This is a genomic window from Streptomyces sp. NBC_01016 (genome assembly GCF_026341035.1).
GTDB lineage: Bacteria > Actinomycetota > Actinomycetes > Streptomycetales > Streptomycetaceae > Streptomyces.
Map to the genome: position 1 here is coordinate 2,150,936 of NZ_JAPEOQ010000002.1, position 22,538 is coordinate 2,173,473.

The following is a 22,538-nucleotide window of genomic DNA, read 5'->3' on the forward strand; positions in this document are numbered from 1 at the left end:
CGGCCTCGAGCGGGAGATCCGATCGATGCGTGAACCGGGTTGGTGATGGTCATGCGGGCGGTGGTGGCGTCTCTGGTTGGCGGGTCGCGAGGTGGGCGTGGATCTGTCGGGCCCGGTCTGGGCCGATGTGCAGTTCGGTGCGCAGTCTCCACACGCTTGCCGGCCGTCCGGTTGTGGTGCGGGCGGTGGTGTCCAACGCTGCGGCGCGGGCCCACAGATCGGCGTCTGTCGTGCCGTCCGAGCTGGGGTGGGCCGGCGGTACTGGAGGCGGTGGCACGGGCGTGTCGACGGTGCTGTTGTCCGTAACGGCGGTTGCTCCGGTATTGGTGTGTGGCGAGAGAGCGCGGGGGAGCGCCGCTTCGGCTATCGAGGATGGCGGGGGCGTGTTCGGTTCGGGACGCGGGGCCGCTGTGGTGTCGGTCGGGGTGGGCAGGTTGGCGATGATGCGGCGGTAGGCCGCGATCGTTTCGGTGAGGAGGATCAGGAGCAACGCCGGGGTGAGGTGCAGAAGCACTGCTGCCGGATCTGCCCGACGGGGCCAGCCGATCTGTCCGTCGGGCCAGAGGGATTCCCAGCTGTTCATCAGTGCCGCGGCCGATCCTGCCGACCAGCGCAGGGCTGTTGACCATCCGGGTGGGCGGATGCCCCAGGCGGCGAGGCGGGCGTCGGCGTACAGGACGACGGCGAGTGCGGCGCCGAGCATGGGGTCGAGGAGGATCGCGATCGGGAGCGGGACGCCTCGGGAGCGGGCGAAGAGGGTGACGTTGACGGTGGTGAAGACCAGCGCGAGGGCTCCGACCGCGCACAGCGTTCGGGTCATGGTGCGCAGCAGGCGGATGGCCTCGTGTTGGTCGGGTGGGTTCACCGGCCGCCTCCCGTACCGGTGTTGGTGGCGGAGGGGCGGGTGGCGCCCTGGAAGGTGGGGGAGTTGGTGTTGGCGCTGGTTTCGCGGACGACGGCGCCGGGGTGTGGGGCGTCGATGGCGCGGTTGTTGCCGGTGTAGATGGCGACGTGGGTGATGTTGTTGCGGTGGGGGCCGTAGAAGAGGAGGTCGCCGGGGGCGAGTGGGGGTGGGTTGGGCAGGGGTGGGCCTGCGGTGTGCTGGGCCTGGGCGACGCGGGGGAGTTGGATGCCGGCGGCGCGGTAGGCGGCTTGGGTGAGGCCGGAGCAGTCGAAGCCGCCTTCGGCGGGGCCGTCGCCGCCCCAGACGTAGGGCTGGCCGAGTTGGGCGCGGGCGTAGGTGACGGCCTTGGCGGCAGAGCTGTTGGGGGCGGGGGTGGCGGCTGCGTATTGTGCGGCGGTCTTGAGGACTTTGTCGACGTACCAGTCGGCGTGGTTGTAGTGCCAGATCGCGCGGCGGAGGTTTTTGCCGTTCTTCGCGCCGTTGGCGCACAGGAGGCGGGCGGCGGCGTAGACGGCGTCGACCGGGTCCCACGGTGTTGGTGGCTTCTTCCCGCCGGGTGGGACCGGGTACGCGTAGGCCGGAAACGTGGTCGGCATGAACTGCATTGGGCCCTGGGCTCCTGCGGAGGAGCGCATGGTGGGGTGGCGGCCGTGGTTGGTTTCGACCTTGCCGATGGCCGCGAGGATCGTCCAGGACAGGCCGGGGCATTCCGGTGCCGCGCGCTGGTAGAGGGCGAGGTAGGCGGGTGGGATGTCGGCGAGGGCCTGTTTGCTCGGGGAGGCCGATGCACCGTTGCCGGGCAGCATCGAGGTGAGGGCTGCGGCGGCGGTGAGGGCGGCGAGCAGGGTCAGGGTGAGGAGGGCGCAGCTGATTCCGGCGGCGGCTTTGCCGGTGCCGCTGGTCATGGTGTGTCGGTGGGTGGGCGGGGTGGTGTGGGGCGCCAGGGCAGGGTGGTGTGGCGGCCGGGGGCCGGGAGGGTGGTTTCGGGGGTGCCTGCGGGGCTCAGGTCGGGCCAGTGGGTGGCGAGTTGGGGGAGTGTGAGGCGGTCGGTGGGTGCGGTTGTGGTGGTGAGGGGGAGCCAGGCGGGGGCGGTGGGGGTGAAGAGTCCGGTGTTGGTGGTGGCGAGGGGCAGTTCGAGGCGGTCGGTGGTGTCGGCGAGTCGTTGGCGGAGGGCGGTTTCGCGGCGGGTGGTGGAGGTGTGGATGAGGAGGGGTGTGCGGGTGCCGGTGGTGGCGGCGAGGGCGGCGTAGCCGGGGAGTTTGGCTTCGACGCGGGCGAGGTTGTAGCTGCCGGTGTCGTATTCGAGGAAGAACGGCAACAGCCACCCGGGGCCGGTGGCTCCGGTGTTGTTGGTGTGGTGGGCGTAGGCGTCGGGGTGGATCCAGTCGCCCCACAGGCGGGTGGCGGAACGTTCGGACAGCCAGAGCTGCAAGAAGCCTTCTGTGGTGGCCAGTTGGGTGAGGAGGGTGTTGACGCCGAGGGTGTGTTCGAGGGTGGGGGAGAAGGCGATGCGGGCGGTGTGGTCTTTGCGCCAGCCGGTGGCGGGGAGGTCGACGCCGGCGCGGGCGGCGAGGAGTTCGGCTCCGGCTTTGCCGAGGGTGTAGTGCTCGGGGGCGGAGCCGTGGGTGCGCAGGGGGCGGAAGGAGTCGACGACGTTCAGGTGGTAGAGCTCGCGCAGGCGGCGGTTGGTGGTGCGGGAGCTGGTGAAGGCGAGGGCGTGGATGTGGTGGGTGGTGAGGACCTTGTGTTCGTGGAGCATTTCGATGAGCCACAGGTCGCGGGCGGTGAGGCGGGTGGCGAGGTGGGCGAGGTCGGTGCGGGCGCGTGCGGGTGGGGTGGGTCGTCTGCGGCGTATGGCGGCGCGGGGGACGTAGCCGGGGTTGGGGGTGGATGCGGGCATGGCGGTGAACTCCTCGGCCGGGGTGGGTGGTTAGAGGGGGAGGTGGGTGGAGTGGGAGGGGGTGGCGCCGACGCGGGCGGAGGCGGCGGCGCGCAGGGTGTCGGAGCGGCCGTCGGCCGGGGCGGGGAGGGGGCGGGTGGTGAGGGTGAAGGCGGCTGTTTCGGCGCCGTGGGACAGGAGGTGGGCGGCGGCTTGGTAGGGGCCGAGGTGGGCGAGGTCGTGGGCCGCCAACGTGGGGAGGGTGTGGCGTTCGAGGAGGCCGGCGTCTTCGGGGGAGGCGTTGAAGAAGACTTTGTTGCGGGCGTTGGCGGAGATGCCTTCGCGCAGATCGCGGGGGAGCTGGGCGAGGTTTTGGTGGGCGAGGGTCATGGCGAGGCGGTAGCCGCGGGCCTCGGCGAGCATGTCTTCGAGGGGGTAGGGGAGGTTGAGGAAGTTGTGGGCCTCGTCGACGTACAGTCCGGCGTCGATGCGGGTGTGCTCGGCTTGGCGGGCGCGGGCGGAGGCGGCCTGCCAGGTCTTGGCGACGATGAAGGAGCCGAGCAGGCGGGAGGTTTCCTCGCCGAGGGCTCCTTTGGGGAGGCGGGCGAGGAGGATGCCGCCGTCGAGGATGTCGGGGAGGTGGAAGGTGGATTCTCCGGAGGCGATGGCGGCGCGGGCGAAGGGGCGCAGCAGGAAGGCGCGGAGTTTGTTCATGACGGGGCCGATGACGGCGGCGCGGGAGGGTTCGGACAGGGACTCGTACCAGGTCCAGAACCCTTTGAGGACGGGGTCCTTGATGGTGGGGATCATGCGGAGCCGGTAGGCGGGCTCGCCGAGGAGGCGGGGGACGTCGGCGAGGGTGACGAGGCGGTGGGTGAGTTGGGCGTGGCGGAGCAGGGTGAGGCAGGCGGCGCGCATGACGTCGTCGGTGCGGGGTCCCCAGAACGCGGTGAAGATGCGGCGGAAGATGCCGGTGATGTTGTCGACGACGACGTCGATGTCGGCGCCGTCGAGCACGTTGAGGCAGGGCGGGGTGTGGGGGTCGTCGGGGTCGATGACGACCAATTTGTCGGCGCAGGCGGCGGGGAGGCGGTGCAGGAGGTCGGTGACGAGGTCGCCCTTGGGGTCGATGACGATGGCGCCGCGCCCGGCGTGGACGTCGTCGAGGACGAGGTGGGTGATGAGGGTGGACTTGCCGGAGCCGGTGGCGCCCATGAGGTGCAGGTGCTGGCGGGCGTCGGTGACGGCGAGGCCGACGCCGCGGCGGGTGCCGGTATCGGATGCGCCCAGCGGTTTGATGCTGGGTCCGGGTTGGGGGATGGCCGGGGGTGGGGCGATGGAGCGGGCTCCGGCGCGGGCGAGGCCGGGGGCGTCCGGGTCGGTGGGCAGGTGGGCGAGGGCGGCGAGTTCGGGCACGGACAGCAGGTCCGCCCGGTGGGGGAAGGTGCGGGCGGCGAGGACGGGGTGGGGGTGGTGCAGGCGGTGGCGGTTGAGCCAGTTGCGGGCGCTGTAGAGGGCGAAGGCGGAGGCGAGGGCGTGCGCGCGGCCGCGCAGCCGGGCCTCGGGGTTGGTGGTCTTCGCCGGCAGGGTGCAGGCGTAGCGCAGGGCGACTTCCCATTGGGGGCCGGTGAGTTTGGAGACGGTGTCGCGGACCTCGACGCCGTGCGAGGGGTCCGGTTTGGCGGCGGTGGTGCGCTGCGGGGCGTGTGTGAACAGTCGGAACAGGGCGGGCAGCCGTGAGGGGGTGTGTCCGGCCTTGAGGCGGCGGGCCGCGCGTCGGGCGGAGCGGAGTCGGCGGCCGGTGGCGGGGCGGGCCAGGACCTGGACGAGTGCTCTCTCGTTCTCGTCCAGGCCGGTGGCGGCCTGGAGCAGGGCGCGCAGCGGGTCGCTCTTGTGGTCGGTGCGCAGGGGCAGGACCTCGGGGCGGGCCAGCCGCAGCACCCCCGCCGTGCACAAGTCCCCTTCGGGGATGAGTGGTTGGGCGGCGTCGGTGAGGGTGGTGTGGGCGCCGGGCCAGGCGGCTTCCACCGCGCGGCGCACCAGTGTGGTGGGCAGGCTGCCGGGCAGCCACACCCGTACGGTCAGGCCGTCGCTGGTCCAGGCGTATTCGAAGGCGAGGTGCGGCTGCCCGTGGAGCAGGCGCTGGTACCAGGGGCGCAGCAGCCCGGACAGCTGCGCCCACAGCACCTGGCCGCCGCGCTCGGGAACGGTAGGCGGGGCGAGGATCGTCACCAGGTGTGCCCCCTGGGCGAGCGCGTGTTGGCGACGGCGGTGCACGATCCGGCGCAGGGCCAGCATCCCGCCCGCCCCGAGGACGACTGTCGGGGCGATCCAGGGCCAGGCAGTGGTCAGGAAGGCGGTGCCCCCGTCGATTGCGGGAGCCCACAAGGCGCCGGGGTTGGTGAGGAAGGTGCGGAGCAGGCCGCCGGTGCTGTCGGCGGCGGTCGGGTTCACAGCGTGAGTCCGCTCAGGTCGGGCAGCCCGTACGGATCCCCGCTGTCGCTGTCGACGGGTGTGGTGTCCTCGCCGGTCTGGAGTTCTGCCGGGTCGGTGGTGATGAGGGTGTGTTCGTGCTCGGAGGCCAGGGGGCTGAAGGAGACCTTGGTGCGGCCGGCCAGCAGCAGGGCGCAGCCGCGCGGGGCGGCGAGAAGGTGGTGGCGTTCGCCCTGGGAGAGGTGGAAGGCTCCTGCGATCTGGCCGATCGCCTGCGGGGCCTGGCGCATGAGGAGTTGGGTGGCGGCGTTGGAGACGATGGCGCGTCCGAGGTCACAGGCGAGGACGTCGTCGGCGTCCTGGGTGACCAGCGCCAGGCCGGTCCAGTGTTTGCGGGCGGCCTTGGCCATCCGGAACAGGAAGCGGGCCCCTGAACCCTCGCGCATCAGCGTCCACGCCTCGTCGACCACGACGAGGCGGCGGCGCAGGGTGCGGGTGTGGGCGACCTGGCGCCAGATCACGTCCAGGGCGAGCAGCATGCCCGCCGCCTTCAGCTCTTCGGGAATGTCACGCAGGGCGAAGACGACGAGGTGTCCGGTGGGGCGGGTGGTGGTGGCGCCGCAGAACAGCTGGCGGTGCGAGCCGGTCACGTACGGGGCCAGGCGCATCGCGAGGTCGGCGGCGGCCGGCTCGGAAAGGGCGGTCAGTTGGGCGGCGAGGTCGGCGAGCAGCGGGGCGGGCCGGGTCCAGGTGTGCGGATCGCTGGTGATGCCGGCCTGCTGGTAGGTGGCCAGGACGGCCCGGTCCAGGACGGCGCGTTCGCCGGCGGCCAGGTCGCCGCCGAGCAGCACGCTGAGGAAGGTGTGCAGGAACAGCACCCGCCGGGTCAGTAGGTCGTCGCCCTCCGCGGAGGCGGTGGCGGTGGTGGGGAGGTCGAAGGGGTTGAGGCGGACGGTCGGGTCGCCGAGGCGGATGACGGTGCCGCCGACCGATTCGGCGAGGCGCAGGTATTCGTCCTCCGGGTCGACGACCATCGCCTCGACGCCGGTGAACAGCAGCCGCAGCAGCTCCAGTTTGGTCAGGTACGACTTGCCGGCGCCGGAGCGGGCCAGGGTGATGGAGTTGTAGTTGTCCTGCGCGAAGCGGTCCCACATCACCAGCGACCCGGACGTGGTGTTGATCCCGTACAGGACGCCGCCGGGCGCCATCGCCGACTCGCAGGGCAGGTCGGCGGAGGCGAACGGGAAACAGGCCGCCAGCGCTTCGGTGTCGAAGGTGCGCCGCACCTTCAGGGTGTCCAGGCCGAGCGGCAGCGTGGCCAGCCAGCCCGGCAGCGCCCGGTAGGTGGCCGGAGCGGTGGAAACGAGCAACGACTCGGCGATCGCCCGGACTTGCGCGGCCTCGTCGGCCAGCTGGCCCTCGCTGGTGCCGTAGACGGTCATGTACAGGCCGAGGCGGAAGAGTTTCCCCTCGCCGCGGGCGATCCGGTAGGCGAGGTGGGCGGCGTCCTGGGCGGCGGCCTCGGTGTCCGGGTCGTCGAGGCGACCGTGATCCAGGGTGTGGCGGCGGGAGGACTCCAGGCGGGCCCGCTGCTTCTTCAGCTGGACGGCGGCCCGGGCGGAGGGGACCGGCTCGATGTGCAGGGCGACATCCAGGCGGCCGGGGTAGGTGAGCAGCGGGTCGAGCCAGCCGGGCAGCACCTCGGCCGGATAGCCGGTGACCACCAGGGTGGTGGCCAGCAGGTCCCCGACCGCGAGCGTGCGGGCGTGCACCTCGATCGCGTCCGGGCCCAGCTGTGCGAACTCCTGTCGTACGGAGACGAGTTCGCCGGGCGGCGGCGGGGTGGTGGTGCGGCGGAAGGGGAATGGCATTTCAGGCACCTGCCAGGGGATATGTGTCGGGGGCGGCGGCCAGGCGCAGGGTGTGCGCGGCCTGGTCGGCATCGAGCGGGGTGAGGGTGAGGTCGGCGGCCTCCAGGGCGCGGGCCGCCTCGGTCAGCCGGTGGCCGGCCCGGCCCGCCTGGGCGGGCGAGGCCTCCCGGGCGATGATCAGGACCTGCCGGGTGAGCAGGTCCCGGTCGGCCGCGAGCTGGTCGAGGAAGGCGGCGTGGGCGCGGGCCGCCTGCTCCAGAGCCGGGTGCGGCAGCTGCGGGGCGCAGGTGGTCAACTCGTCGACGAGCGGGCCCACATCGAGGCGGTGGGCGCGCACCAGCAGCTGGGTGGGGCCGGTCAGCGAGTTCAGCCAGCGGGCGAACGCCTCGGTCAGCGCCTGCTGCTCGCCGCCGGTGCGCAGATGGAAGTTGACCGTGGAACAGGCGGCCACGGCCGCGCGGCCGTCCGCGCCGAGATCCAGCACACCGGACTCACCGATGGCCCGGCAGGGGAGGTTCAGCGGCGTGGGGGCGGGGGTGTGCTGGGTGCGCCAGGCGGCCGGTGTGGTGGCGGGTAGGGGTGGGATGCCTTCGGGGGCGGGGACGCGGCGTTTGGGTGCGCGGTGGAAGCGGAGGGCGGCCAGCAGCATCCGGTCCATGCCGATGCCGTCCCTGCGGCCGACGGCGACCACCGTGACGGTGAGGGCGATCGGCGTGATCAGGGCGAGGTAGGCGAGCGGGGCCATCACGGGGCGGGCGGCCCAGTAGCCGCCGTACAGGACGAGCGCGGTGACGGCCAGGATCAGGGTCTGGCGGGCCGTCAGGGGGCCGAGGATCTGATCGCTCTTGGCGACGTCGGCGGGGATCTTGGCGGGGGAGACGTACTCCTCGTCGGGCGAGGGCATCGAGGTCACCTCCGAGGTGAGGGGGCGGCGGGCGGTTCCAGGGGGAGCCGCAACTGCATCGGCTGGATGGGGCGTTGGCGTACGCGGGCGGCCGGGACCGGCAGGGCCAGTTGCCGGGCACGGACCGGGGCGGACCCGGCACGCGATCGGCCCGGCGACGGTGCGGGCGTGGCTGTGGCCGTGGGTGCGTGTGCGGGCGTCGCGGTCGGTGGTGCTGGGCGGGGGACGCGGTCGGCGCGGACGGGAAGCCAGGTCTGGGTCGCCCTGCCGGGATGGGCCGGAACCCGGGAGGCAGGGACGGGCAGGACCAGTTGGCGGGAGCGGGTGGCCTGGGCGGGGTGGGGCACGTGGGGCACGGGGTGGGGCGAGCGTGGGGCTGCGGCGAGGGTGCGGGAAGGTGGCGCGGCGGGGGCCGATGTGGCGGCGCCGCTACTGCTGCCCGGCGTACCCACAGGAGTCGCCGGGGGCGTGGGGCTCGGGCCCGGTGCGTGGGGCGCACCGCCCGGGCCAGCGCCTCCTCCAGGCCCGCGCGGTGGCCCGCCAACTCCCGGCCCAGGGCTGGGGTTTCCTGGTGCGGCAGGCCGGTTGCCGCCTCGCCGGGGGCCGCGCCCTCCCGGCCCACCGCGCGGCGGCCTGCCACCCGGGCCACCGGCACCGCCCGGTCGGCCACGGGGCCCGGGCGGGCGCCTGCCGCCCCGACCGCCGGCCCCGGGGCGGCCCTGACCGCCGCCGCGCATGAGTGCACTCCCGGCGCCGGGGGCCACGGAGTTGAGCAGCTGCAATAGGGCGACGTTCTTGAAGAGCCGCAGCACGCCCCCGCCCTGCGGCGCGGTGATCGGCGTACCGCGCAGAATGACCTGCGTGCACCAGCCGGGAATCTTGAACAGCACCCAGAACAGGGCCAGTCCGGCCAGCCGGGTGCCCAGCTCGCTCGGCTTCGTGATGCCCAGCACCAACGTGTCGGGGGCGAACAACAGCTTCAGGGACAGGATGAACGCGATGGACTGCGCGACCTGGATGATCAGACACCCGGACAGTCCCCGCCACCACAGCCGGGCGATGCCGTCGGTGAGCGGGTGCGCGTGGCAGGACAGCGCGAGGGGAGCGGCCACGGCGAGGATCGCGATGACCGCGACCCGCACGATGTAGCCGAACAGCACGGCGAGGGCCATCACCAGCAACAGCAGGGCGAACAGCACGAGATAGAGCTGGCCGCGGGCGATGAACAACGGGTAGATCATCTTCGCCAGGCCCTTGCCGACGTCACTGGTGTCGGAGCCCATCACCGCGCGGGCCAGCGCATTGGCCAGCGCGATCGCCTTGCTCATCACCAGCAGCGAGGACGACGCCGCGACCATGCCCAGCAGCAGCCGCGGGGCGATCTGTTTGAGCGCGTAGCGGCTCTGCACGGTCTCGTAGCCCATCACCGTGACACCGCCGGCCAGGAAGAACAGCACGTACATGGTGATCGCGGCGGCCAGCGAGCCCTGCCACAGCCGCTTCACCGACGCCTGTTTGGTGACGTCCGGGGTGGACAGCAGGGTGTTGCCCAGCAGTTCACGGACGGGCTTCATCATCGCCTCGACCACGGAGCCCAGCAGCGCGGTGACGGCATCGATGACCATGCCGGGCACGTCGAAGAAGCTGGAGAAGCCGGTGCCCTTGTCGCAGTCGCTCGCATCGCCGTCCGCCTCACAGGCAGACGGAGCGGGACCCGGGGCCGGCTCGCGTGGCGACGGTTCGTGCGGCCTGGGGGAGTGATGCCCCGGGGCTGGAGCAGGCCCCGGCGACGGACTGGGACGCGGCGGGCTCGAATCGGCACCTGGGGGCGCCGGGGGAGCGGGCCCTGGAGCGGGCGCGGGGCCCGGTTCGGGTGGCGCCATCGGCGCGGCGGCCGCACCTGCGACGACTGCGGCCGCTGCGACGGGTGAACCGGCTGTCAGGGTGAGAGCGACGATGATGAGCGTGGCCACGAGGAGTCGGCCGGTACGGCGGCGTGTGTGACGGCGGGTGAGGGACATGGTCAGGCCCCCACGATCTCTTTGAGGACCGTGACCAGGACGGGCGCGAGGATGGCCAGCCCGTAGCCGATCGCGGCGGCCTTCAACGCCCGCTTGGACGACTCGACTTCCCCCGGATCCCCGCCGGCCATCAGGTAGCGCAGCCCGCCGAAAGTGAGGAAGAGGGTGGCGAGCCCGGCGAGGATACCGATGATCCAATTCCGCAGATTGTTGATGACCGTCGGCACATCCGCGACGGCCCACGTGGCCGGGGGACTCGACAGCAGCGCCAGCACGGTGACGGCGGCCACGAACAGGACCCGGGCCATGCCCCGGACGACCCGCCGGGAGACCGGCCGACGTACCCAGACCCGCAGCGTCTGCGGCACAGATGCGAGCACGGACACACACCTCCAACAAGGCGACGACGGCCAAGACCGCAGTGAGAGACGAACCAAGGAGCCAGGCGATGAAGCAGCCCGGGGTGGTGCACAACAGCGGCTCGTCGCCGGGGCCGGGCAGGCCCGCATCAGCGCTTCACCTCCTTCACGAGGAAAGGTGAGCCGCGAAACGCGGGGAGGGGCGGGATCGGGTGTCAGCACGAGACGCCGTGCCCGAACCCCGGCAACGAGCGGGGTGGCGAGTGCATCCGCGGCGCCGACGGTGCGACGGATGCGCTCACCTATCAAGGAGAAAACCGCGACCGGACCGTGCCACCGGCGCGCTTCAGTCCCCCTGGGTTCGCAGTGCCGCGGCGAGCCGCTCCTCGGCCGCCGCGCGGTGTCGGAACGCCGAGCGCACACTTACGCCCACCGCACTCGCCGCCTTCGCCATCGGCCGCTTCTCCAGGCGTGTCTGCGTGACGAGTTCGCCCTCCAGCTCGCTCAACACCCCGGCGGCGACGGCCCGTTCCACGACCGCGATCACCTCGGCCATGCCGCCGGTACCGTAGAGCGGGGCGCCCACGGTGTTCTCCTCCAGCGACACCACCGGTGCGCGGCGGGAGCGCTGCGCGGCGTACAGGAGGCGGTGGGCGGCCCGGTCCCCGGCCCGCACCAACCGCAACCCCACCTGCGCCTCCCGCCCCGACAGGCCCACGAGCTCGAGGGCCACCGCGGCCAGCGCCTCCTGCTCGACCTCGCAGACCTCCAGCTCCGCCAGGCGCGGCAGCCGGCCCACCGCGCGCCGCAGCCCCGGCAGCGCGAAGGCCACCGCGACGGTGTCCCACGGCGCCCCCTGCCGCGCCCGGCGCCGCAACACCTCCGCCCACACCCGAGCGCGGACCGACTCGGTGCAACTGGGGTGCACCAGCCGGGAACGGACCGCGGCCAACGGCCACATCCCACCCGCCGACGCACCGGCGAACAGCGCGGCCGGCAGCACCAGCGGCAGCGGCTCACAGGACAGCCGCTGGAAGACGGCCTCCACCTCCTCCAGCGGCGACAGGCGACGGACCGCTCGCACGGACGGAACGACAGAACGAGTACGGGTGCGGGTGGAGTGCACGGCGGGCTCCTAGCCTCGATGCGCGGCGAAACCGGACACCGCTCATCGCGCCAGCCACCCCCGCCACGCCCGCACCAACAGAGCGCCACACCCCCGCAGTTGTCCTGCCGCAGGCCTGCCAGGGTCCCGTCCACGCCGTGGCAGATCAGCCGTTGACCAGTACCTTTACTCGCGTATCGACGTCACAGGAAACCGCCGAAAATACTTCTGACACCGCGACGCCCGGCTGCGCTCCGCCTCGCGGCGTGGTGTCAGCCCGGACGCGGTATCCGCATGGCAGATCACACGCTGACCTGCGTTTTCCTCGACCGGCCCGCGGTCCCGCGTCCGAGAGACAGGGGCGGGGTCTACTCATGTCACAGGGACTCGTTGTGCCAGGACAGGAGTTGATCCAACTCGGCCACAGCCAAGACGCTTTCCCAGTCTGTTGCACAGATCAGGGAGATGTCCGGGCCCGTTCACGTGCGTTGGCGTTCGCCTGGTCTTCGGTTGGGGTTCGGGACACGGCTTCCTCTGAACGGGGCCGGACGCGGGATGAGACGGAAGCTGAGACGGCGGCCAGTGGCTGTCTGAGGTCGTCCCGCTGGTCAGGCAGGTGCGACAGAAACGTACGGTGGCGTGTGTTTGCCCATGATCTCGAGTCGAGGAGCGCTGTGCCGAACCCCGCTGCCGCAGAGCCTGTTGTTCTCCACCACCTTGCGCAGGGCCAGGGCCAGGGCCAGGGGGAGGGGGTGGTGCTGGTCCACGGTGTGGGCGGCTCCCTCGCCACGAGTTGGGGCAGTCTGCCGGAACACCTCGCTGAGCATCATCACGTCGTTACCGTCGACAATCCCGGCTCAGGTCTCAGCCCTCTGCCCAACAGTCCACTCAACCTGGACTACCTCGCTGACAACATCGCCATGACGGCCGAGCATGCTGGTCTTGAACGCTACGGCGTCGTGGGCTACTCGATGGGCAGCTCGATCGCGGTGCGGCACGCCATCCGTCACCCCGAGCGCACCGCCACGCTGGCGCTGGTCGCCGGGTTCGCCAGGCCGGACGACCGACTGCGTCTGGCACTGCGCAATTGGCGCGCTCTGATGAACGGGGATCCGCAGGTACTCGGGCGCTATCTCATGCAGCTTTCCTGTGGACCATCCAGCCTGTCCGGGCTGAACGATGACGACATCGACCGGATCGCCAGGGAAACCGGCACCGGACTCCAGCCGGGTACCCGCCGACACATCGACCTTGCTCTGGGAATCGACGTCCGCGCCGACCTTCCGAACCTTGACCTGCCCACTCTGGTCGTCGCCGCATCCCAGGACATACTCGTCGCGCCCAGCCACTCGGACGAACTCGCCGATGGAATCCAGGGAAGCCGCCTGGTCCATGTACAGGCCGGTCATGACGCTCCGTCTGAACAGCCGGCAGCCATCGCCGCCCACATCCGTGCCCTTGTCAGTGGGAACTCTTGAGTCAGGGCGCAGTTGGACCCGCTGCCTGACCTCTACATCGAGGAGGTGGCACCGGGGGCGGTGTAGTTGACGGGACCGTCGAACTGGGCCGAGGGGCCCCTGACGGTGGCCGGCCGGCGACAATCGCCCCATGCGTGCACTCCTGACCGCCGGCACACCACTCGCGTGGACCGTGACCGAGATCGCGTGGCCCGCCGTCGCCCCGGACCAGGTGCTGGTGGAGGTCGCCACCGCAGGGCTGAGAACCTGCTCCTGAAGGTGGTATGGCTGCTCGCCGAGCGTCCAAGCGGACGGTCAACCTGGGGGCGGGCTTGCCACTCGGGGGATACCCCTGGGTGGGCCGATCAGAGGCTCGACTGCTGTCACAAACCATTCCGGGAGCCGGACCGCCTCACCTTCTGAATGACAGCGGATTGTGACAACGAATCGGCGATCCGGGCAGCTCCCGGTGGCCGTTTCCGATCTTGCTCCGGGGGAGGAACGTTTATGAGAAGCCTTTTGGTCCTGCGGGAGCGGTATGCCGCCCAGGCCGTGTTGTTCCGCGATCTCGTCGAGCCCCCGGTGCACGCATCTACTTGTCTTTGGGTGTGGCTCTCCCTGAGTGAGGGGCATGCAGTCCGTATTTGGTAGGTATCTCGTTCGGGTTGGACGGCCGTGTGATCATGTCCACATGACTGGTCGGATCATCTTCCTCAACGGGACGTCCAGTTCGGGGAAGTCGAGCATCGCCCGGGAGTTGCTCGACATCCTGGACGACGGCGTTTTCTCCTATTTGGCGGTCGACAGTTTCAACGCCATGCGTACGAAGCGGGACCTCGCGCAGGAAGACCTCGACGCTGCTCTGCGCCGGACGAGGATGGGCTTCCATCGTTCGATCGCGGCCATGGCTGAGGTGGGCAACGATGTCGTCGTCGATCATGTACTGAGCGAGCCGTGGCGGCTGATCGACTGCCTGAGCGTGCTGCCCCCAGAGGATGTGCTGTTCGTCGGTGTCCGCTGCTCACTGGAAGAACTCGTCCGCAGAGAAAAGGCCCGTGGTGATCGTCTTTCGGGTCTTGCGGCGATGCAGTACGACTTGGTCCATGAGCATGGTGATTACGACGTCGAATGCGACACCGGCACGGCCGATCCGCGCGAATGCGCCGAGTTGATCAAAAAGTTCCTCTCTGATCGGCCAACGCCCACCGCCTTCACTCGTCTTCGCTCGCGATATCTCTGATGACCGTTCAGGCCGTCAGGCAGTATTCGGCCTGGTCGGAGCCTGAATTGAGTCGTTGGTGTTCGGCCTGGACATGGAAGTTCCAGTACGCCGGGAAGTCGTTGTTACTGATGATGGCGCGGAGGATGAGGAGGGCCTCGGCGCCCGGGACGCTCCATCTGCTGCCAGTAATGTCGAGTCTGTCGGCGACGAGGTGGCGGGCTGCGCCTTCGATGACACCGCTTGCGATCGGCCAGCCGGCGGCGAGAGCCTGGTCGTAGTGGACGAAGTCGGCGTTTTTGTCGAGGTATTGGCAGGCTTTGTCGGCAGCCGTACGTTGATCCCCTGTCAGTTTGCGGTGGTCGGCCTCGGCGCGGATCTCGTCGGCGGCCTGTTGGGCGGATCCGCGAAGGATGCGGGCGGCCTTGACGGCGATCCAGTCCTCGGCGTCCGCATCGGCGGGGGCGTGGAAGCAGCGGGAGGCGGCCCAGAGTTTCTCGATCACATGCACCAGGTCGAGGACAATGTGGATGTTCACGCCGCGGCGCTTGGCCTCGGCCTGGATCAGGTCGAGTTGGTGGCGGGCGCCGTCGACGAGTACCACCCAGCTCCTGCGGTGCTGCGGGTCACGGGCCTGGGCCTGGTCGAAGGCGGCGGCGATGATGTACTCGGGATCGTGCTCGACCGATCCGGTCAGCCATTTGGCCTGCGCTTTCGGCCCGGGACGCGGGACGCGGAGGGTGCTGCGGCCGCCCGGTGGGGCGATGACATCGTGCGGGCGGCGCACTGCCGGGTCGGCGTCGTAGACGGCGGCCAGGGTCGCCATGCGTTTCCGGTTGCCCTTCTCGCCGATGGCCAGGCGGGTGCGGAAGGTTCGCTGCGCGCGCTCGGCCGCCTTGCGGGTGGCTTCGCGCAGGTGGCCCGGGCGCATGACGATGCCCTTGCCGTCCACGGACAGCACCAGCAGCGTCGCCGCGCTCGCCGGCATGGGGGTGCGGGCGGCATAGAACGCGGCCACGTCCACCGCCGCGGCCCGCACAAGATGTTCGACCTGGCGTTTGCCCACCACCTTCCCGCAGGATCGGGTGATCGCCTCCATCGCGGTGTCGTAAGAACCGCGCACTGCCTCGAGTACCGCCAGCCTGCGCACCCCGAGGCTGTGCCGCTCGTTGGGCAGGCCGAGTACTGCATCGGCCGGATAGCAGTTGGGTCGGCCTGGCGACCTGAGCGCGCACCGGGTCACCCTCACTGTTCCGACGACGGTGGCCAGTTCGCGGTTATGCCCGCGCTCCAGGCGGGTGCGTCCGTCGCTGAGGGCCGCACGCGAGCACGGGCCCAACGCGCTCAGCTCTGCTTCCTCGCGGCTCGCGCGCAGATCAAGGTGGGCCTGCAGCAGTAGCCGGGCCAGTTCCCGGCCCCGCATCGCGGCCATCTCCTCCACCTCCTGATGGGGCAGGGCCAGCGTGGACGGGCCGGAGAGATCGCAGGTCAGCTGAGTGAAGAAAGAAACCGCGCGGGCAAACGGGTCAGCCATCGCGGCATGCTCGTAGTCTTCCATCGGGCTCTCGTTCCGGGGCATCGAATGGTTTCGTCACCCTCGACGCTAGGGGCGAGAGCCCTCTTACTCACCGGCGCGAGACGGCACCGCGGAGTCGTTGCCCCGCCCCGGCGCACGCCCCCGCGGCGTCACATCCCGCGAAGCAAACAAACCTGGCGACACCTCGGCGATCCAGCCCCGACCACTCAGCCGCTTCAGTTTCGAACGGAACCCCTCCACCTTGCTCTTGTCCGTCGACAAACCCAGCACGGAGCACAGCTGATGTGCCCGCATCGGATGCACCGCATCGGCGAGCGCCTCCACGATGTCCACATACGCACCCGGCAGCGCATCCACCCCGACCTGGTCCGTCCACTGCGGCACCAGTCGCACCCCGACCGGCGAGCCGGCTTCGAATCGGTCCGCCTCCACCATCGGCTCCTCAGACGACCTCGTGTCGTGCTCGGGCTCCGTCTCCTCATCCGGCCTGGTGACCGGATCGTCCCCGGACAGGATCTCCGTCATCGTGTCCCGGGTTATCTCCAACCGGGAGACCACGTCTTCCTGCTCGGCCAGCTGCCCCGCCAACTCCTCGATTCGACCACGCAGTTCCACGATCCGCTCTCGCGCGCGAGACTCCCGCCGCTCCAACTCTTCCAGCCACGACACCATCGCCGCCCCCAAGAACCCGAGCCCTGGACACGACGATCCGGCAAACCACCGCGATCAGCAACGACCGAGTTCAAAAGGGTCACCGGAGAAGAGCTGCACCCCTTGTCTTTCACGGTGAGGCCGAGGACCTGTGCCAGTGCTGGTGCCATGTCCAGGAGTTGATAGGTGCTGATCGTTGCGCCCTTCAAGGCTTCGAGCCCGGAAGCGATACTCAGCCCGGCTGCCTCTCGCAGGTCGACCTTCGTCATCTTGGCGTTGTCGAAGTGCGCTCGGTCCAGGGTTGAGCCGGGGAAGGTGACGTTGGTGAGCACGGCTCCGCCGAAGTCGACGTCGCGCAGGAGGCAGTCCACGAACGCGACGTTCTTCAGCTTGGCCAGGCGGGCGTTCACCGAGTCGAACTTGCAGTTGTAGAAAGTGACGCGGTTCATGTGGGAGCCGGGGAGTTCCGTGCCGGCTAGGACCACCTCGTTACACTCGCTGTCCATCCAGGTGGTCTCTGCGAGGTCGGTCCCCACCATGCGCACGGTATGGAGCCAGATGTCATCGAACTGGGAGCGCCGGTAGCGGCCACGCGTCAAAGTCACCGCGGAGAACGCGGACTCGGTGAATCCAGAGCCGCCGCCATCCACGTCCTCGAAACCGCAGTCCTCGAAATGGAGCCACTCGTAGGTGCCCTCTCTTTCCATTACCCCGGTGAACGGCGTAAGGCGGTGCGCGTACGGAAGCTTGGCGAGTTCGCGGGGAGATCTGGCTCGCATCAGGTTCTCCAGGAGGTACGGGCCGATCAACGGCCCGGGGCAGGGGGGACTCGCCCAGGCGTCATCAGCATGGTTGAGGGCAAGAAGGGAGCTCCCTGTCTATCGCGGCTCGCGGGACTTTACCCAATCGCCGAGATCCGAAAATCTGCTGCCTGAATAGCTGGCGTCACGCGGAAGATGGGCAGGCGTAAGGGAAATATGCCGCATAGCGCATCCGGACTGGGCGCCGGGACCTGAGAGCAGGGAGCACCGTGTGTGTCCGCGGAACCCTAACGGTAGCCAACTACCCTTGCTCAGGTGGATGTTGGGGCCATCCCTGAGGGAGTGGTGGGCGTCACTCGTCCCGCGCGGCGAGTTCCGTGACATTCATTTTGCGCTCGGCATACTCATCGCCCGTTCTCGCGGATTGGCTGACGTCCGTTCTGGACGAACCTCGCGCTGGGCTCGCCCCCCAAGAGTGATTACACAGGGCTACACGTTCGTCCGCCGTAGCTAGTGCTGTGACCGCGTAGGTTCACCGGTTCTGGTCCGCGTCCAGGCCGGGGCCGATTGGATGGGGCGGACATCACATACCGTGTGTGGAGACGTGATGGCGGAGCCGGTCAAAGTTCGCCGACTGACGGATCAAGAGGGGCAGCGCCTGCAGCAGATCGTGCGGCGAGGCAGTACCAGTTCCGTGCGCTACCGGCGCGCGATGATGCTGCTGGCTTCGGCCGGCGGGAATCGGGTCCCGGTCATCGCACAGCTGGTCGCGGCCGATGAGGACACAGTCCGGGACGTCATTCACCGCTTCAACGAGATCGGCCTGGCATGCCTGGACCCTCGGTGGGCGGGAGGTCGTCCCCGCCTGCTGAACACTGACGACGAGGACTTCGTCGTCGCGACGGCCACCACACGCCCGGCCAAGCTCGGCCAGCCGTTCACCCGCTGGTCGAGCCGCAAACTCTGCACCTACCTGCGAAGGGTTCACGGCCGGGTGATCCGTATAGGCCGCGAGGCCCTGCGCTGCCTACTGGTCCGACGCGGCATCACCTTCCAGCGCACCAAGACGTGGAAGGAGTCCACCGACCCCGAGCGCGACACCAAACTGGACCGCATCGAGTACGTCCTGGATCACCTAACCGATCGTGTTTTCGCGTTCGACGAGTTCGGGCCGCTCGGTATCCGCCCCACCGCAGGCTCCTGCTGGGCACGACAGAGTCGGCCCGACCGGATTCCGGCGACCTATCACCGCACTCATGGAGTGACCTACTTTCACGGCTGCTACTCGGTCGGCGACGACACGCTGTGGGGCGTGAACCGTCGCCACAAGGGCGCCGCTCAGTCCCTGGCCGCGCTGAAGTCGATCCGTGCCGCCCGGCCCGACGGCGCCCCCATCTACGTGATCATGGACAACCTGTCCGCGCACAAGGGCACCAAGATCCGCGCTTGGGCGAAGAAGCACCGGGTGGAGCTGTGCTTCACCCCTACCAATGCCTCGTGGGCCAACCCGATCGAGGCGCACTTCGGACCCTTGCGGCAGTTCATCCTGGCGAACTCCAACCATCCCAACCACGCTGTGCAGACCTGGGCCCTGCACCGCTACCTGCGCTGGCGCAACACCGACGCCCGCCACCCGGACATCCTGGCGGCCCAGCGCAGGGAACGCGCCCGCATCCGCAGTGAGAAGGGCATCCGGTGGGGCCGCCCCGCCGCGCGAGCGGCGTGATCAATCCAGGTGCAACCCGTGAGCCCTGCCTCATAGCCTCGGCCCCATGACTGACCATGCTTTCGTCCCCGACGACTTCGTCGTCCCCACGGACCTCATCACCCCACAGTTCCGTCTGGAGCCTCTGGGACCCCAGCACAACGCCGCCGACCACGCCGCCTGGACCAGCAGCATCGAGCACATCCGTGCGACCCCTGGCTTCCAGGACCGAGGATGGCCTCCTGCCGACGGGATGGCCCTGGACGCGAACCTCGCCGACCTGCAGAGTCACGCGGACGACTTCGCTCAGCGCCGCGGATTCACCTACACCGTCATCGAGACCGCCAGCGGCGAGGTGATCGGTTGCGTCTACATCTATCCCTCCCGCAGCGACGACCACGACACCGACGTCCGCTCCTGGGTCCGTGCCGACAGAGCCGAGTTGGACGCGCCCTTGCATGCGGCCATCACGACCTGGCTGTCCACGAACTGGCCCCTCGGAACTCTCAACTATCAGCCCCGCTGACCAACATGTGGTCCCGCAGCGACCACCCATACCGACCGCTGCGGGACACCTGGCCTTCGAATGGCCCGACTGCGGGATGGAATGCCTTCCCGGTCACAGCACTAGGTCGTTTCTGATGGCTCTTGCTGGGTGGGTGGATCAGTGCGGGTGCTGGGCATGCGGGTCGTATGGTGCGACGCCATGAACTGACGGACGCGCAGTGGCAGAAGATCGAGTCGCTGTTGCCGGGAAACGGTGCCCCGGGTGGGCAGTGGGCGGATCACCGCCGAGTCATCAACGGCGTACTGTTCCGGGCCCGTACCGGGGTGCCGTGGCCGGATCTGCCCGAGCGGTACGGGCCGTGGCAGACCGTCTATGAGCGCCATCGCCGCTGGTCGGCCGACGGAACCTGGCAGCGGATCCTGACAGAGCTGCAGATCGAGGCCGCCGCGAGCGACCCGGACGGTGCCCTGGCCCGCACGGCGGCGAAGGAGGCCGAGTGGGCGGTGAACATCGACTCCACGTCCTGCCGGGCTCATCAGCATGCGGCCGGGGCCCGGCACCGGCCGCCGGGTGACTTCCCGCAAAAGGGGGCGGGGCGCGTGTGGAGGCCGATGGACGCGAGGCACTGGGACGTTCCCGGGGCGGACTGACCAGCAAGGTCCATTTCCTGGCCGATGACCGGGCCCGCCCGCTGGTCTGGCAGACCTCGCCCGGCCAGCGGGGCGACAACCCCATGCTCGTCCCGGTACTGGAGTGCCTGCGGATCGCCCGGCGCGGGCCGGGGCGGCCCCGCACCCGCCCGGACCGGCTCCGCGGAGACAAGGCCTACTCCAGCCGCGACACCCGCGCCTACCTGCGCGGACGGCACATCAAGGTGACCATCGCCCAACCCGAGGACCAACGCAGCAACCGTCTGCGGCGGGGCCGGGCCGGCGGCCGGCCTCCGGCCTTCGACACAGGCCAGTACCGCCGCCGCAGTGCCGCCGAACGGTGCGTCAGCAAGTGGAAGCAGTTCCGTGCGGTCGCCAGCCGTTACGACAAGCGCGACTACATCTTCAACGGCACCCTGGCCGTCGCAGCAGTCGTCATCTGGCTCCGCGACACCGTCCAAGAGCCATCAGAAACGCCCTAGACGAGAGCAGGGCCGAGTATGGGCTCCGCGTGGCGGACGCGTCGGGGCGGACTGGCTTCCGGGCCAGTCGGCGGTGGCAGGGGCGCGGCCGGTGTGCCGATCACGACCGAACAGCACGTCGACGACGTCCTGGCTCTGCCCGTCAATTCTGTTTCACTTGCCGTGTCTTGTCGGTGCCCCGCCGGGAGTGGTTGAACACCAGCCGACTGTTACAGACGGCAGGCGGCGTGCAGGCGTGCGCTTGCTATCTACCGCTGCCTATGGACAAAGTCATGCCCGGAAAGGGAGTTGTGGGTGTGGCCGGAGGCGTAGTGGGCGGATGCCACTTGGTGACATGGGTTGGCACGATCACCCCTGCTTTTTCTCCTTGATGGGTGTCAGCACGTTTCGGCGCCCGGCCCGTTCAGCGCGCCTGTCATGACCGACTCCCGCCCACGTACGTCCCCCAAGACGTCGCTGCCCATCACCCTCTGGCTCCCCACCCCCGACGACCTGGCCGCCCTGCCCATTCCGACGGCCGTTCTGCCGACCTGGGCGATCGAGAAGATCCACGCCGAGTTCACCCGCCGCCCTGGCCGCCCGTCCACCGGACTCCTGCGCCTGGCCATCAACGACAGCGCCCCCGGCATGGACGCCCGCATCCCCTGCACCACCCACGCTGGCGCATGCGACGGTGATACCGCGCCTGGCGAACCTGACCTCGCTCCGGTGATCCTCGCTGAACTCCACCCGGACTCCCTGCCCGCCCCCGACGCCCCGCTCACCGGCAGCGCCATGCCCGGGTCGCTGGACGACGGCTGGCCCGGCTTCTTCCACCGCGCCCACCGCCTGCTGAACGGCGATGGCCTCCTCCTGGTCGCCGCCCGCCAGCACCGCGACCACGACCAACTCCACAACCCGCTTGGTCTGTTGATCGCCACGGCCCGCACCGCCGGATTCCGCTACCTGCAGCACATCGTCGTCATCCACGCCCACGCCGACGGCGACCACCTCACCCCCATCCCGCCCGACCCCGACATCCCCGATGTCGTCCACTCCGACCTCCTGGTCCTCGACACCGCCCGGAGCCGACCGTGACCCACACCCCCACGCCCCGCTCCTCGGTGTGGGCCACCGCCCCCACCTCCGCGCCCGCCCAGCGCAAGGGCCGCTACGTCCCCGGCTCCGCCGCCCACCCCGCCAAGATGCTGCCCGCCCTCGCCGCCCACGCCATCGCCACCTACACCAAGCCCGGCGACCTGGTGCTGGATCCGATGTGCGGGATCGGCACCACCCTCGTCGAGGCCGTCCACCTCGGCCGCCACGCCCTCGGCGTCGAGTACGAACCCCGCTGGGCTCACCTCGCGGCCGAAAATCTCCGCCACGCCGACACCCACGGCGCGACCGGCAGTGGCGAGGTCTACTGCGCGGACGCCCGCCAGCTCACCACTCACATCCCCGCCTGCTTCCAGGGATTGGTCGACCTGGTGGTCACCTCACCCCCGTACGGGGCGAGCGTGCACGGCCAGGTCCGATCCACCCGCGAGTCCGGCGAGCGTGGTGTCACCAAGACGGACTGGCACTACAGCCACGACCCCGACAACCTTGCCCACGTCGGCCTCGAAACCCTCCTGACCGCGTTCACCGACATCCTCATCCAATGCCGCCACATGCTCCGCCCCGGCGGCCACGCCGTCATCACCACTCGCCCCTGGCGCGAACGCGGCGAACTCATCGACCTGCCCTCGGCCGTCCTCGCCGCCGCCGAACACGCCGGCCTGACACCGGTCGAACGCAACGTCGCCCTCCTCGCCGGCATCCGCGACGGCCACCTCATCGCCCGCCCCTCCTTCTTCCAGATGAAGAACATCGGCGACGCCCGCCGCACCGGCCTGCCCCTCGCCCTCATTGCCCACGAGGACGCCCTCGTCGTCCGCCGCCCCGCAGCACCCGCCCCCGCCACGGGACGTGACACCCCGCCCGCACCGCCGCCCGACGGTCCCTGTCCGCGGCGCAAGCCGGCCACCCCCGCGAACGTCCGTACCCGCACCTGTGTCCCGACGGCCCGCCGTGCCCACCCCTGACCCGGCCCTGCCCGCGCCTTCGATCGGTG

General features: G+C 70.1%; 20 protein-coding genes. 8 read left to right on the plus strand and 12 right to left on the minus strand.

All coding sequences use genetic code 11. The features are described 5' to 3' along the window. Positions 1–49: 49 nt before the first annotated feature. The 9 genes from OG746_RS36585 to OG746_RS36625 form a co-directional block, all read right to left on the minus strand. Positions 50–865, minus strand: a complete 816-nt coding sequence (locus tag OG746_RS36585) for an extensin (protein WP_266722613.1) — start codon at positions 863–865, stop codon at positions 50–52. Continuing rightward, positions 862–1,809 carry a C40 family peptidase gene (locus OG746_RS36590; protein ID WP_266722615.1) on the minus strand — a complete coding sequence of 316 codons (948 nt, stop codon included), beginning with the start codon at positions 1,807–1,809 and terminating at the stop codon, positions 862–864. Before OG746_RS36590 ends, OG746_RS36585 begins: the two co-directional genes overlap by 4 nt. Next, positions 1,806–2,804, minus strand: a complete 999-nt coding sequence (locus OG746_RS36595; RefSeq protein ID WP_266722617.1) for a replication-relaxation family protein — start codon at positions 2,802–2,804, stop codon at positions 1,806–1,808. The genes OG746_RS36590 and OG746_RS36595 overlap by 4 nt, the downstream gene beginning before the upstream one ends. Before the next feature lie 30 nt (positions 2,805–2,834). Next, positions 2,835–5,237: a type IV secretory system conjugative DNA transfer family protein gene (locus OG746_RS36600; protein WP_266722619.1), complete on the minus strand. Its 2,403-nt coding sequence runs from the start codon at positions 5,235–5,237 to the stop codon at positions 2,835–2,837. Then, the gene (locus OG746_RS36605; RefSeq protein WP_266722621.1) at positions 5,234–7,087 is read right to left on the minus strand and encodes a VirB4 family type IV secretion system protein; all 1,854 of its coding nucleotides are present in this window, start codon (positions 7,085–7,087) and stop codon (positions 5,234–5,236) included. Before OG746_RS36605 ends, OG746_RS36600 begins: the two co-directional genes overlap by 4 nt. 1 nt (position 7,088) lies before the next feature. Then, the gene (locus OG746_RS36610; protein WP_266722623.1) at positions 7,089–7,991 is read right to left on the minus strand and encodes a PrgI family protein; all 903 of its coding nucleotides are present in this window, start codon (positions 7,989–7,991) and stop codon (positions 7,089–7,091) included. Positions 7,992–7,996: 5 nt separating this feature from the next. Then, positions 7,997–9,616, minus strand: coding sequence for a TrbL/VirB6 family protein (locus OG746_RS36615; protein ID WP_266725652.1), 1,620 nt, complete (start codon positions 9,614–9,616; stop codon positions 7,997–7,999). A gap of 398 nt (positions 9,617–10,014) precedes the next feature. Beyond that, positions 10,015–10,320 carry a pilin gene (locus OG746_RS36620; protein ID WP_266725654.1) on the minus strand — a complete coding sequence of 102 codons (306 nt, stop codon included), beginning with the start codon at positions 10,318–10,320 and terminating at the stop codon, positions 10,015–10,017. Between the two features lie 397 nt (positions 10,321–10,717). Next, a complete protein-coding gene (locus OG746_RS36625) occupies positions 10,718–11,455 on the minus strand; it encodes a hypothetical protein (RefSeq protein WP_266722625.1) in 738 nt (245 codons plus the stop codon). A gap of 773 nt (positions 11,456–12,228) precedes the next feature. On the opposite strand from OG746_RS36625, the gene OG746_RS36630 reads away from it, so the two are divergent. From OG746_RS36630 to OG746_RS36640, 3 genes are all read left to right on the plus strand, one after another. Next, positions 12,229–12,954: an alpha/beta fold hydrolase gene (locus OG746_RS36630; protein WP_266722627.1), complete on the plus strand. Its 726-nt coding sequence runs from the start codon at positions 12,229–12,231 to the stop codon at positions 12,952–12,954. A gap of 130 nt (positions 12,955–13,084) precedes the next feature. Further along, entirely contained in the window at positions 13,085–13,210 is a 126-nt protein-coding gene (locus OG746_RS36635) for a hypothetical protein (protein WP_266722629.1), read from the plus strand. Positions 13,211–13,624: 414 nt separating this feature from the next. Further along, positions 13,625–14,173 (plus strand): chloramphenicol phosphotransferase CPT family protein, encoded by a 549-nt coding sequence (locus OG746_RS36640; RefSeq protein ID WP_266722631.1) that lies wholly within the window; start codon positions 13,625–13,627, stop codon positions 14,171–14,173. A gap of 7 nt (positions 14,174–14,180) precedes the next feature. Here OG746_RS36640 and OG746_RS36645 read toward each other — a convergent pair whose 3' ends face one another. The 3 genes from OG746_RS36645 to OG746_RS36655 form a co-directional block, all read right to left on the minus strand. Then, on the minus strand, positions 14,181–15,710 hold the full coding sequence (locus tag OG746_RS36645; RefSeq protein WP_266722633.1) for an ISKra4 family transposase: 1,530 nt from the start codon (positions 15,708–15,710) through the stop codon (positions 14,181–14,183). Positions 15,711–15,773: 63 nt separating this feature from the next. Then, complete coding sequence (locus OG746_RS36650; RefSeq protein WP_266725803.1) at positions 15,774–16,304, minus strand: hypothetical protein; 531 nt, start codon at positions 16,302–16,304, stop codon at positions 15,774–15,776. Beyond that, the gene (locus OG746_RS36655; RefSeq protein ID WP_323179731.1) at positions 16,226–17,119 is read right to left on the minus strand and encodes a pentapeptide repeat-containing protein; all 894 of its coding nucleotides are present in this window, start codon (positions 17,117–17,119) and stop codon (positions 16,226–16,228) included. Before OG746_RS36655 ends, OG746_RS36650 begins: the two co-directional genes overlap by 79 nt. 589 nt (positions 17,120–17,708) lie before the next feature. Here OG746_RS36655 and OG746_RS36660 point away from each other — a divergent pair. From OG746_RS36660 to OG746_RS36680, 5 genes are all read left to right on the plus strand, one after another. Beyond that, the gene (locus OG746_RS36660) at positions 17,709–18,827 is read left to right on the plus strand and encodes an IS630 family transposase (protein ID WP_266722635.1); all 1,119 of its coding nucleotides are present in this window, start codon (positions 17,709–17,711) and stop codon (positions 18,825–18,827) included. 46 nt (positions 18,828–18,873) lie between these two features. After that, positions 18,874–19,332: a GNAT family N-acetyltransferase gene (locus OG746_RS36665; protein WP_266722637.1), complete on the plus strand. Its 459-nt coding sequence runs from the start codon at positions 18,874–18,876 to the stop codon at positions 19,330–19,332. Between the two features lie 167 nt (positions 19,333–19,499). Next, a protein-coding gene (locus OG746_RS36670) for an IS5 family transposase (protein ID WP_443063169.1) occupies positions 19,500–20,446 on the plus strand; the annotation gives its coding sequence in 2 pieces (ribosomal slippage) (positions 19,500–19,899 and positions 19,899–20,446; 948 coding nt in all). Between the two features lie 417 nt (positions 20,447–20,863). Then, positions 20,864–21,523 (plus strand): hypothetical protein, encoded by a 660-nt coding sequence (locus tag OG746_RS36675; protein ID WP_266722639.1) that lies wholly within the window; start codon positions 20,864–20,866, stop codon positions 21,521–21,523. After that, positions 21,520–22,509, plus strand: a complete 990-nt coding sequence (locus tag OG746_RS36680) for a TRM11 family SAM-dependent methyltransferase (protein WP_266722641.1) — start codon at positions 21,520–21,522, stop codon at positions 22,507–22,509. Before OG746_RS36675 ends, OG746_RS36680 begins: the two co-directional genes overlap by 4 nt. Positions 22,510–22,538: the final 29 nt, after the last annotated feature.